The 12,498-nt window shown below is 58.6% G+C and carries 8 protein-coding genes; 3 read left to right on the forward strand and 5 right to left on the reverse strand.

What is annotated here, in order from left to right:
* Window positions 1-49: 49 nt before the first annotated feature.
* The 5 genes from F8N43_RS22650 to F8N43_RS22670 form a co-directional block, all read right to left on the reverse strand.
* Window positions 50-1,426, reverse strand: coding sequence for an OprD family porin (locus F8N43_RS22650; RefSeq protein WP_150633952.1), 1,377 nt, complete (start codon window positions 1,424-1,426; stop codon window positions 50-52).
* Between the two features lie 171 nt (window positions 1,427-1,597).
* Window positions 1,598-3,199 carry an ABC transporter substrate-binding protein gene (locus tag F8N43_RS22655; protein WP_150633953.1) on the reverse strand — a complete coding sequence of 534 codons (1,602 nt, stop codon included), beginning with the start codon at window positions 3,197-3,199 and terminating at the stop codon, window positions 1,598-1,600.
* Window positions 3,200-3,505: 306 nt separating this feature from the next.
* Window positions 3,506-5,131, reverse strand: a complete 1,626-nt coding sequence (locus tag F8N43_RS22660; protein ID WP_150633954.1) for an ABC transporter substrate-binding protein — start codon at window positions 5,129-5,131, stop codon at window positions 3,506-3,508.
* 259 nt (window positions 5,132-5,390) lie between these two features.
* Window positions 5,391-6,992 carry an ABC transporter substrate-binding protein gene (locus F8N43_RS22665; RefSeq protein WP_150640011.1) on the reverse strand — a complete coding sequence of 534 codons (1,602 nt, stop codon included), beginning with the start codon at window positions 6,990-6,992 and terminating at the stop codon, window positions 5,391-5,393.
* Window positions 6,993-7,650: 658 nt separating this feature from the next.
* A complete protein-coding gene (locus F8N43_RS22670) occupies window positions 7,651-8,367 on the reverse strand; it encodes an SIMPL domain-containing protein (RefSeq protein ID WP_150640012.1) in 717 nt (238 codons plus the stop codon).
* A gap of 318 nt (window positions 8,368-8,685) precedes the next feature.
* On the opposite strand from F8N43_RS22670, the gene F8N43_RS22675 reads away from it, so the two are divergent.
* The 3 genes from F8N43_RS22675 to F8N43_RS22685 all read left to right on the forward strand — a co-directional run bounded on the left by F8N43_RS22675 (window position 8,686) and on the right by F8N43_RS22685 (window position 12,326).
* Window positions 8,686-9,948, forward strand: a complete 1,263-nt coding sequence (locus tag F8N43_RS22675) for an ATP-binding protein (protein WP_150633957.1) — start codon at window positions 8,686-8,688, stop codon at window positions 9,946-9,948.
* Entirely contained in the window at window positions 9,941-10,501 is a 561-nt protein-coding gene (locus F8N43_RS22680) for a response regulator transcription factor (RefSeq protein ID WP_150633958.1), read from the forward strand. Before F8N43_RS22675 ends, F8N43_RS22680 begins: the two co-directional genes overlap by 8 nt.
* A gap of 97 nt (window positions 10,502-10,598) precedes the next feature.
* Complete coding sequence (locus F8N43_RS22685; RefSeq protein ID WP_150654404.1) at window positions 10,599-12,326, forward strand: ABC transporter ATP-binding protein/permease; 1,728 nt, start codon at window positions 10,599-10,601, stop codon at window positions 12,324-12,326.
* The last annotated feature ends 172 nt before the right edge of the window (window positions 12,327-12,498 follow it).

A 12,498-nucleotide genomic window follows, 5' to 3' on the forward strand; every position in this document is an offset into this window, starting at 1 on the left:
AAAAACCGAACGGCCGACTCCTCATGAGTCAGCCGTCGGCTGGCGCTTTTTACAAAATTTTGAACGGGATGGTGGTCACGAGACGGAACTCGTTGATGCTGCCGTCAGCCTGGTTATCGCTGGCGCGGTGGGTGGTGTAGGTCGCGCGGACTGTGGTGGCCTTGAGCGGGCCGCTCTGTACGGCGTACGAAGTACCGATGCCGTATTCATAGTGGTTCTCGCCATCCATATTGCGCACGTCGTAGGCGGTGCCGGTGTAGTGCGTACCGTCGATGCCCCAGCCGCGAGCCTGGTAGATGTTGAACTTCAGGCCTGGCACGCCGTATTCGGCCATGTTCAGGCCGTAGGCGATCTGGAAGGATTTCTCGTTCGGTCCGTTGAAGTCGGACAGCAAGGAGTTGGCCAGGTAAATGCCGTTGGTTTCATGCAGGTAGTCGAAGTACTCGTTACCGTTCACTTCCTGGTAAGAGAACGTCAGGCTATGGGCGAGGTGAGTCAGACCCAACGACAGCGAGTAGGTGTCGTTGTCAATCTCACCCATCAACTTTTTGCCTTCGTCGACGGTTTTGTAGTAGTTCAGGCCGGTGGTCAGGCTCAGGATCGAGCTGTCACCCAGTTCGTGAGTCGCGCCAAAGTAGTACTGGTTCCAGAAGTCTTCGACGTTGGTCGCGTACAGGCTGGTTTTCAGGCTTTTCAGCGGCTGATAGTTCAGACCTGCGGTGTTTACGTGGTCGGTTTCAGCGCCATTGGCCGAGTACTCGGAAGTGAATTTGGTCAGGCTCTGCTCGGTACGAGGCGATACGCGGTCGAAGGTGCCGAGGTCGAACGACAGGTTGTCGAACTCTTCGCTGTGAATGGTCACACCTTCAAAGCTCGAAGGCAGCGGGCGGTTGCCGATGACGTCGACGATCGGGCTGCTGAAGTTCTGGCGGCCGGCGGTCAGGGTGGTGTTGGAGATACGCGCCTTGACGTTGGCCAGGCCCAGTTTGCTCCACTGATCTACCGCGTCGCCGTTGGTGTGAGCCAGGGTACGGTTGGAACCGCCCTTGATGTCTTCACGGCTACGATCCAGCGCAATGGCGTTGTAAGCAGCGACTTCGGTGCTGAACCCCACGGTGCCCTGGGTGAAACCCGAGGTGTAATTCAGGATGGTGCCCTGAACCCAGTTGATACGGCGCGTGCCGTTCAGGGTCTCGCCGTGGCGCTCGTATTTGTAGGTAGCGCCTCGCTGTTTATCTTCGTTGGCGTACCAGTTACGGGTGCTGCCCGACAGGCTCTGGCCATCAATGAAGCCCTTGGCTTCCGACTGTGCATTGGTGCTTGCCAATTGGGTCGGAACGAAGTCCTGGCTCTGGGATTCTGCGTAGGCCGTGGCGGTAACGCTGCTGATGGCCAAGGCCAATAACGCGGTGCTGCTCAGTTTCATGGGTGAAGCTCCTTTCTTTCTTTTTTAATGCCGGTCTTTTTTTGTGATCCGGCTATTGGTTTTGAAACGCATACAAGGCTTCGCAAACGTTTGCTTTCGGCCTGATCGGCAAACAGCGGCAATACGCTTGCGTGAGGGCGGAATCCGCCCCCAGCGTTTTTGGCTAATCGGTTATTGGTCGATACTGACGCCCGAGAACACGTTGCGGCCGAAAGGACTCACCTTGAATCCTTCGACTTTGGCGCTCAACGGCTGGTTGACCGTCGAGTGGGCGACAGGCGTGATCGGCACTTGCTGCTTGAGCAACTGCTGAGCCTGTTTGTAGAGCACGGTGCGCTGGTCACGGTCGGTGACGACCTTGGCCTGCTTGATCAGCTTGTCGTAAGCCGGATCACACCATTGGGAGTAGTTGTTGCCGCCAATGGCGTCGCAGCTGTAAAGCGTGCCGAGCCAGTTGTCCGGATCCCCGTTGTCACCGGTCCAGCCAATCAGGCTGACGTCGTGCTCGCCATTCTTGGTGCGCTTGATGTACTCGCCCCATTCGTAGCTGACGATCTTGACCTTGAGGCCGATCTTCGCCCAGTCCGCCTGAAGCATCTCGGCCATCAACTTGGCGTTGGGGTTGTAGGGACGCTGAACCGGCATCGCCCACAAAGTGATTTCGGTGCCTTCCTTCACGCCGGCAGCCTTGAGCAGTTCCTTGGCTTTTTCCGGGTTGTAGGCGGCGTCCTTGATGGTGTCGTCGTAGGACCATTGGGTCGGTGGCATGGCGTTTTGCGCGAGTTGCCCGGCCCCTTGGTAAACGGCATTGAGAATGCCTTGCTTGTTTACCGCCATGTCCAGCGCCTGGCGCACTTCGAGCTGGTCGAATGGTTTGTGGCGCACGTTGTAGGCGATGTAACCGAGGTTGAAACCGGGCTTCTCGATGAGCTTGAGTTTTGCGTCGTTCTTCAGCGCTTCGACATCGGCAGGACGTGGGTGCAGGGTGATCTGGCACTCATTGGCCTTGAGCTTCTGCACCCGCACAGAGGCGTCGGTGTTGATGGCGAAAATCAGGTTGTCGAGTTTGACCCGGCTCGGGTCCCAGTACTGCTTGTTGCCGCTGTAACGGATGTTGGAATCTTTCTGGTAGCTCTTGAACACGAACGGCCCGGTGCCGATCGGCTTCTGGTTGATGTCGCTCGGTTTGCCTTCGGCCAGCAGCTTGTCGGCGTACTCGGCGGACAGGATGGCGGCGAAGCTCATGGCGATGTTCTGGATGAACGCGGCGTCAACGCTGTTGAGCGTCATGACCACGGTCAGCGGCCCGGTCTTCTCGACCTTGGCGATGTTCTTGTTCAGGCTCATCCCGTTGAAGTACGGGAATTCGGTTGGATAAGCCTTACGGAAAGGTTGCTGCGGATCGAGCATGCGGTTGAAGGTGAACAGCACGTCGTCAGCGTTGAAATCACGGCTCGGCGTGAAGTACTTGGTCGTGTGAAATTTCACCCCTTCGCGCAGGTGAAAGGTGTACTTGAGGCCGTCCTCGGAAATATCCCAGCTTGTTGCCAGGCCTGGTACGACGTTGGTGGCGCCTTTTTCGAACTCTGCCAGTCGGTTGTACAACGGCTCGGCGGCGTCGTTGTCGGTCGCGGTCGTGTACTGCGCAGTGTCGAAGCCAGCCGGGCTGCCTTCAGAGCAGAACACCAGGCTGTTGTTGGCGGCCTGGCTGATGGAAGTGGCGGCCAGCAGGCCGGTGCCCAGTAATGCGGATAAAACCAAGGTATGGCGCATGACGCTCCCTTTTCTCTTTCGCTAAGTGTTTTCAATGAGCCGCTCCCGTCCGGGGACGTGGAGGCATCACTGATCTCAAGCCATGGCGTGCAACAAAACCGAGAGCCCACACATGAATTGGTCAGATCCCGACGGTATGAGCCGTGGGTCTGGCAGTAAATGCGTAAAGTCCTAAAGACTCGTAGGAAAGTTCAACGCGTCCGACACCGCCGTCGTAATACTCGGCGGAAATGGATGTAGGCTGTTTCCTAATTTCTCGGCAGAAAAAAGCAACGGCGACGTCAAAAACGTCGCCGTTGCCAAATCTTATTTGCTGACGCTAACGCCGTAGAAGGAGTTCAAGCCGAACGGGCTGATCTTGAAATCCTGCACTTCGTTGCGCATGGGTTGGAACACCGTCGAGTGAGCGATAGGTGTCATCGGAACAGCGTCTTTGAGGACGTGCTGCGCCTGCTTGTACAGTTCGGTGCGCTTGCCCTGATCGGTCGTGCGCTTGGCTTCTTTGACGATGCCGTCGAACTTCTTGTCGCACCACTTGGAGAAGTTGTTGCCTTCCAGCGAGTCGCAGCCGAACAGCACGTTGAGCCAGTTGTCCGGGTCACCGTTGTCGCCGCTCCAGCCAATCAGCATCGCGCCGTTTTCGCCGCCTTTGGAGCGCTTGATGTACTCGCCCCACTCGTAGGTCACGATCTTGGCCTTGATGCCGACCTTGGCCCAGTCGGACTGCAGCATTTCAGCCATCAGTTTGGCGTTCGGGTTGTACGGACGCTGCACCGGCATCGCCCACAGGTTGATCTCGGTGCCTTCCTTGACGCCCGCTTCCTTGAGCAGCTCTTTGGCTTTCTCAGGGTTGTACGGCGCATCCTTGATGGTGGTGTCGTAAGACCACTGGGTCGGCGGCATGGCGTTGACCGCCAGTTGACCTGCACCCTGGTAAACCGAGTCGATGATCTGTTGTTTGTTGACGGCCATGTCCAGTGCCTGACGCACTTTCAGTTGGGCCATCGGGTTCGGCTCGGTGCTGCCCTTGATCTTGTCCATCACGTTGTAGGCGATGTAACCCAGGTTGAAACCAGCCTGGTTAGGCACCTTCAACGTCTTGTCTTCCTGCAGCGCCTTCAGGTCGGCCGGACGCGGGAACAGAGTGATCTGGCACTCGCCCTTTTTCAGCTTCTGAATACGTACCGACGGGTCGGTGGTGATGGCGAAGATCAGGTTGTCGATCTTGACGTCTTCAGGCTTCCAGTAGTCCTTGTTCCCGGTGTAGCGGATGTTGGAGTCTTTCTGGTAGCTCTTGAACACGAACGGACCCGTGCCGACCGGCTTCTGGTTGATGTCGGCGGCTTTGCCTTCTTTCAGCAGTTGAGCGGCGTACTCGGCGGACTGCACCGAGGCGAAGCTCATGGCCATGTTCTGGATGAACGCGGCATCCACTTCTTTCAAAGTGAACTTGACGGTGTGGTCGTCGACTTTATCGATCTTGGTGATGTTGGTGTCCATCCCCATGTCGGTGAAGTACGGGAATTCGGTCGGGTACGCCTTACGGAACGGATCATCCTTGTTAATCATGCGATTAAAGGTGAACAGCACGTCGTCGGCGTTGAACTCGCGAGTCGGTTTGAAATACGGGGTGGTGTGGAACTTGACGCCTTCACGCAGGTGGAAGGTGTAAGTCAGGCCATCAGCGGAGATGTCCCACTTGGTCGCCAGACCAGGAATAACGGCGGTGCCGCCGCGCTCGAACTGGGTCAGACGGTTGAACATGGTTTCTGCAGAGGCGTCGAAGTCGGTTCCGGTGGTGTACTGACCAGGATCAAAACCAGCCGGGCTCCCTTCGGAGCAAAACACCAGGTTAGTCGCCGCTTGGGCGAAAGGTGCGGCAGCTAACAAGCTGGCGCCGACTAAAAACGGAATGACCGCGTGTTTAAGCATGTTGGCCTCATGATTTGTTGTCATTTTTGGAATTAGAGGACGACCTCGTGAGCCGTGCCTGCGGATACTTATGCAGGGGCCATACCCAATGCAAGATCCTGAACGACCACAGGCCTTAAACAGTGGCACGAACGTACCTTAATGTCGCATATGTATAAATTCACGCGCATTTGATCGTTTGCGCAGGTTTTTTTCAGTGCAAATCGCGCACCGGTGAGGGGCAACCGGGGCGCGTGGCGCACCCGGTTGGAGCGTGGTGTTACTTATTTATACCCACACCATAGAAGGGCGTGAGGCCGAATGGGCTGATCTTGAAGTCGGTGACTTCCTTGCGCAGTGGCTGGAACACCGTGGAGTTGGCGATCGGCGTGATAGGTACTTGTTGCTTAAGGATTTGTTGTGCCTGTTGATACAGTTTGACCCGCTGCTGTTTGTCCGTGGACACCTTGGCTTGCTGGACGAGCTTGTCGTAAGCCGGGTCGCACCACTTGGCATAGTTGCTGCCCTTCACGGCCGCGCAGCTGTAGAGCACGCCGAGCCAGTTGTCGGGGTCACCGTTGTCGCCGGTCCAGCCGTAAATCATCGCGTCGTGTTCGCCGTTTTTGGCGCGTTTGATGTACTCGCCCCATTCATAGCTGACGATGTTGGCCTTGATGCCGACCTTCTCCCAATCCTGCTGGATCATCTGTGCCGACATCCGCGCGTTGGGGTTGGAGGCACGCTGCACGGTCATGGCCCACAAATTAATGGTCGTACCGGGTGCAACCCCTGCTTCTTTCAGTAGCGCCCTGGCCTTTGTCGGGTCGTGGGGCGCGTCCTTGATGTTCGGGTCATACGACCATTGCGCCGGTGGCAGTGCGTTTTGCGCCAGTTGCCCGGCGCTCTGGTAGACCGCTTTGATGATCGCTGGTTTGTCGATCGCCATGTCCAGGGCCTGACGCACCTTGAGCTGGTCCAGCGGCGGGTGCGTCACGTTATAGGCCAGGAAGCCGAGGTTGAACCCGGCCTGTTTGAGCACGCGCAGGTTCGGGTCTTTCTCCATCACTTCAATGTCGGCCGGACGCGGGTAACCGCTGACCTGGCATTCGCCGGTCTTGAGTTTCTGCAAGCGCACGGCGGCGTCCGGAGTGATCGAGAACACTAGGTTGTCGATTTTCACGTCCTCGGGTTTCCAGTACGCCTTGTTGGCGACGTAGCGGATCTGCGAGTCCTTCTGATAGCGCTTGAACACGAACGGGCCGGTGCCGACAGGTTTCTGGTTGATGTCGGCTGCCTTGCCTTCCTTTAACAGTTGCGCGCCGTACTCGGCCGATTGCACCGAAGCGAAACTCATCGCCAGGTTCTGGATGAAGGCGGCGTCAATGTTGTTCAGGCTGAAGCGCACGGTGTGCTCGTCGATTTTGTCGACGCTCTTGATCGTTTTGTTCAGGTCCATGTCGGTGAAGTAGGGTGATTCGGCGGGATAGGCTTTGCGGAAGGCGTTTTCCGGGTCGAGCAGGCGCTGGAAGGTGAACAGCACGTCGTCGGCGTTGAAATCCCGGGTTGGAGTGAAATAGTCGGTGGTGTGGAATTTCACGCCGTTGCGCAGGTGAAAGGTGTAGCTGAGGCCGTCAGTCGAGACATCCCAGCGTGTGGCCAGGCCGGGTTCGACTTCGGTGCCGCCGCGTTTGAATTGGGTCAGGCGGTTGAAGACGGTTTCGGCCGAGGCGTCGAAGTCAGTGCCGCTGGTGTATTGGCTGGGGTCGAAGCCGGCGGGGCTGGCTTCGGAGCAGTAGACCAGGGTGGTGGCGGCTTGGGCGAATGGGGCGGTGGTGGCGATGGCCAGGGCGAGCAGGAGTGGTTTGACGGTGGTTCTTTCCATGGAGTCCCCGAGGGTTTGGGCGGTGATGTTTTCCGCAGAGTAGCGTCGTAGACGGGGTGGGCGGAAATATCTGTTTTTGAGGTCGACCCCTCTATCTCGGTATATTCAGGCTGTTTGTCGGATGTGCACACATTCAATGTGTAGGTGCTGGCTTGCTGGCGATGGCGGCCTCATAGCCGGCCATTTTCTTTCAGGTGTACATATCCATTCCTGCGGTAACGGCCGCCTATGGTTTCGCCCTTACGGCGAGTCCCTTTTGTCAAACGCCACAAAAGGAACCAGAAAGTCTCGCCCCGAGCGTCCAGCCCCTCGCTAAGGCTCGGCGTTCCCTCGCTCCGGTCCTGCTCCGTGGGCCCGCCGCCATCGGCCATCCATGGCCGGGGGCGGCTAGCCCGGCATCCATGCCGGGCTGCCCACTGCGCAGAACCTCCACTCGGCCTTCCGAAGGGGCGGGCAGATCAAATTCAAAAGCGCAACGCGAGCTAACGCTCGGCCTCGTGGTTTGGCGGGTGTACGCCGATCCATTGTAGGAGCCGGCTCCTACAGGATCGTGTGAACCACTCCCTTCTGTCAGGCAGTCCCACCGCTGACTTTTGCCTGGCCACAAAAAAACGGCGATCACTCAAGTGATCGCCGTTTTTTTGTGCAGGTTATCGAATCACTGCATCAACACTTCAATCGACCCATCCGCCGTCATGCTGACCTGGCTGGTGCCGGCCTCGACTTCCGGGGTCACCGGCGCGGCATCCATGCTCGCCGCTTTCATCATCATCGGCCCGCGCATGTACGGTTGTGGGTAGCCGTTGCTGTTGAGGTTCAGGTTGACGATTTTGTAACCCTTGCCCCCCAGCGCATCGGTGGCCAGTTGTGCGCGGGACTTGAAGGCGGTCACGGCGTCTTTCAGCAGCGCGTCTTCGCTGGCCTTGCGGGTTGGCGTGGCGATGGCGAAGTCCATGCCGCCCATTTTCAGGTCGGTCAGCAGTTCGCCGGTCAGTTTCGACAGTGCGGCGAAGTCCGAGCTCTCCAGGCGCAGTTCGGCGCGTTCACGCCAGGCGGTGATTTTCTGGCCCTTGGTGTCGTAGATCGGGTAGCTGTTGCGACTGCCCTGGCGCAGGGTGATGTCTTTGACTTGCTTGGCCTGGGCCAGTGCCTTGTTCATGGTGGTGCTGACGTCGGCGGCGAGTTTGGCCGGGTCGGTGTTTTGTTCTTCGGTGTAGAGGGTCACGATCATCAGGTCGCGGGCGACTTCCTGACTGACTTCGGCGCGCAGGGAAATCTGGTTGTAATGCAGCTCGTCGGCGGCCAGGGCCGGGAGGCTGGCGACGGTGCCAACGCTGAGGGCGAGAAGGGCGGCGCTGCGGCGGAAAGTGTGCATGAAAACTCCTTGGACGATGCGCAGGGGTTAGGTCCGAGCCTGCGTGAAACCATCAGACTCTAGCTCTAATGATCCGGTTCGCCCAGTTACAACTTCTATACAGATGGATTGACGGTAGCCGCTGCGCGGCCAATCGCGAGCAGGCTCGCTCCCACATTGGAATGCGTTCACCTGTGGGAGCCAGCCTGCTCACGAAGGCGGCCTTATAGACGCAGCTGGTTTTTCTGCCATGTGGCCGTTTGCCGCACTTTTGCCTGTCAGCCCCCGTGCTTGGTTATACTCCGTGCGATCCGCCTGGAGCGCTCATCAGGAGAGCTCATGCTCGCCCCCGTTCAAATCACTTCTGCAACCCGCCAGAATCTCTGGCGGCTGACGTTCATTCGCACCTTGGTGCTGGCCGCTCAGGCCGGTTCGGTGGGCCTGGCTTACTGGCTCGACTTGCTGCCGCTGCCCTGGTTTCAACTGGCCGCGACCCTCGGTTGCTCGATGTTGCTGTGCGCGTTCACGGCGATTCGCTTGCGCACCTCATGGCCCGTCACCGAACTCGAATACGCCGTGCAACTGGCCTGCGACCTGTTTATCCACAGCGCCTTGCTGTATTTCTCCGGCGGTTCGACCAACCCCTTTGTCTCTTATTACCTGGTGCCGCTGACCATCGCCGCCGTGACACTGCCGTGGCGTTATTCAGTGATTCTGTCGGGCATCGCGCTGACGATGTACACCTTGCTCCTGGCGGGTTTCTATCCGTTGCAAACCTTCCCGATTGCCCGGGAAAACCTGCAGGTCTACGGGATGTGGCTGAGCTTTGCCCTCGCGGCGGCGGTGATCACCTTTTTTGCCGCGCGCATGGCCGAAGAGCTGCGCCGGCAGGAAGAGCTGCGCGCTATCCGTCGCGAAGAAGGCCTGCGTGATCAGCAATTGCTGGCCGTCGCGACCGAGGCCGCCGGTGCCGCCCATGAACTGGGTACGCCGCTGGCGACCATGAGCGTGCTGCTCAAGGAAATGCGTCAGGACCACCACGACCCGATGTTGCAGGACGACCTCAGTGTGCTGCAGGATCAGGTCAAACTCTGCAAAGAAACCTTGCAGCAGCTGGTTCGGGCGGCCGAAGCCAATCGCCGCTTGGCGGTAGAAATGCAGGACGTCACCGACTGGCTCGACGAAGCGCTGAACCGCTGGCACCTGATGCGTCCGGAAGCCAGTTACCGCTTCCAGCGCCTGGGCCAGGGCACCGTGCCGCGCATGGCGCCGCCACCGGACCTGACCCAGGCGCTGCTGAATTTGCTCAACAACGCCGCCGATGCGTGCCCCGAAGGGCTGCAAGTGTCGCTGGACTGGAATGCCGAGGACTTGACCATCAGCATTCGCGACCACGGCGCCGGTGTGCCGCTGGCCATTGCCGAACAGATCGGTAAACCGTTTTTTACCACCAAGGGCAAAGGTTTCGGCCTGGGCCTGTTTTTGAGCAAGGCCAGCGTGACACGCGCCGGCGGCTCAGTGAAACTCTACAGTCATGAGGAAGGCGGCACGCTCACCGAGCTGCGCCTGCCCCGTGTCGCCCGAGGAGACGAACATGAGTGAAGAGATCCAAGTCGAAGGCGAAGAACTGCCGCATTTGCTGCTGGTAGATGACGACGCCACGTTCACCCGCGTGATGGCGCGTGCCATGGCCCGCCGCGGTTTTCGCGTCAGCACCGCCGGTTCCGCCGAAGAAGGCCTGACCATCGCCCAGGCCGATATCCCGCATTACGCCGCGCTGGACCTGAAAATGGACGGCGATTCGGGCCTGGTGTTGTTGCCTAAACTGCTCGAACTCGATCCGGACATGCGCGTGGTGATCCTCACCGGTTACTCGAGCATTGCCACCGCCGTCGAGGCGATCAAGCGCGGTGCCTGCAACTACCTGTGCAAACCGGCGGATGCCGACGACGTGCTCGCCGCGCTGCTCTCCGAGCACGCTGACCTCGACACCCTGGTGCCGGAAAACCCGATGTCGGTGGACCGCTTGCAGTGGGAACACATTCAGCGCGTGTTGACCGAACACGAAGGCAACATCTCCGCCACCGCCCGCGCCCTGGGCATGCACCGGCGCACGCTGCAGCGCAAACTGCAAAAGCGTCCCGTTCGTCGCTGAACCTGCGCTGAACGAATGCCGGCCGTGCCTCGCGACAAACCGAGCCGATCCTCTATGATCGGTTCGTGTGTGTTCTTTTCTTTATCGAGCCTTTTCCATGAATCAGAACGCTGAATATTCCGCGGTCAACGACGCGGTGCGCGGGCAGTTTTTTCGCAAAGTCTGGGCGATGATCACGCCTTACTGGCGCAGTGAAGAGAAGGTCAAAGCCTGGACGCTGCTGATCGCGGTGATTGCGTTGTCACTGATCAGCGTGGGCATCTCGGTGTGGTTCAACACCTGGTACAAGGATTTTTACAATGCGCTGCAGCAAAAAGACGAAGCGGCGTTCTGGCGGCTGATTCTTTATTTCTGCGGGATTGCGGCGGTGGCGATTGTCGGTGCCGTGTACCGGCTCTATCTGACGCAGATGCTGACCATTCGCTGGCGTGCCTGGCTCACCGAAAAGCATTTCGCCCGTTGGCTCGGCAACAAGAATTACTACCAGCTGGAACAGGGTGGATACACCGATAACCCGGACCAGCGGATTTCCGAAGACCTTAACAACTTCACCTCGAATACCCTGGAACTGGGCATTGGTTTGCTGCGCAACATTGTCAGCCTGGTGTCGTTCTCGATCATTCTGTGGGGTGTTTCGGGCAGCATTGAAGTGTTCGGTTTTACCATTCCCGGCTATATGTTCTGGTGTGTGCTGGTGTATGCCGTGATCGGCAGCTGGCTGACCCATTTGATCGGTCGGCGCTTGATCGGCCTCAACAACCGACAACAACGCTTCGAAGCTGACCTGCGTTTCTCCATGGTCCGGATTCGCGAGAATGCCGAAAGCATCGCGTTGTACAACGGCGAGCCCAATGAAAACCGTCGCTTGAGTGACCGCTTCGGGCTGGTCTGGCATAACTTCTGGGACATCATGAAGGTGTCCAAGCGTCTGACGTTCTTTACCGCAGGTTACCAACAGGCCGCCATCATCTTTCCGTTCATGGTCGCCGCGCCACGTTACTTCGCGGGCAAGATCGAACTGGGCGAGCTGATGCAAATCAGTTCGGCGTTCGGCAATGTGCAGGAGAGTTTCAGCTGGTTTATCAGTGCGTACCAGAACCTTGCGTCGTGGCGCGCCACTTGTGATCGTCTGCTGAGTTTCCGTCAGGCCATGACCGACAATGAAGAACGTGCGCCAGCCATTGACGTGCAGAATCAAGGTGATGCATTGAAGGTGCATAACCTGGACCTCGACCTCGCGGATGGTCGTCACCTGCTGACCAAAGCCGACATGACCGTGGAGGAGGGCGAGCGCGTAATGCTCAGCGGCCGTTCCGGCAGCGGCAAGTCCACGTTACTGCGGGCGATGGGGCATTTGTGGCCGGCGGGCCACGGTAGCATTCGTCTGCCGGCGGCGCGCTATCTGTTCCTGCCGCAAAAGCCTTATTTGCCGATTGGCACGCTGCGCGAGGCGTTGAGTTATCCACAGCCTGGCGAGACCTATCCGCACGAGCGTTACGTCCATGTGTTGGAAACCTGCCGTTTGCCGCACCTGGTTTCGCGTCTGGATGAAGCGAATCACTGGCAACGCATGCTCTCACCGGGTGAGCAGCAACGTCTGGCCTTTGCCCGTGCGCTGCTTTATGCACCGCAATGGCTGTACATGGATGAGGCGACCTCGGCGATGGATGAAGAGGATGAGGCGTCCTTGTATCAGGCGCTGATCGATGAGATTCCGGGGCTGAGCATCCTCAGCGTCGGGCATCGCAGCAGCCTGAAACGCTTCCACCCGCGGCATGTGCGCATCGACAACGGTCATTTGGTGGACCAAGCCGTAACCGTATAACCACCACCTAACCTGTGGGAGCGGGCTTGCCCGCGATGGCCTCGACGCGGTTCACCCACTGAACCGCGTTATCGTTCATCGCGGGCAGCCACGCTCCTGCAGGGGGCGATGGTGATCGTACAACGGCGTTAAGCTATGATGCGGTTTAAGCCGAACTTTTCGAGACAGACGT

The sequence above is a fragment of the Pseudomonas fluorescens genome, assembly GCF_902498065.1.
Taxonomy (GTDB): domain Bacteria; phylum Pseudomonadota; class Gammaproteobacteria; order Pseudomonadales; family Pseudomonadaceae; genus Aquipseudomonas; species Aquipseudomonas fluorescens_BJ.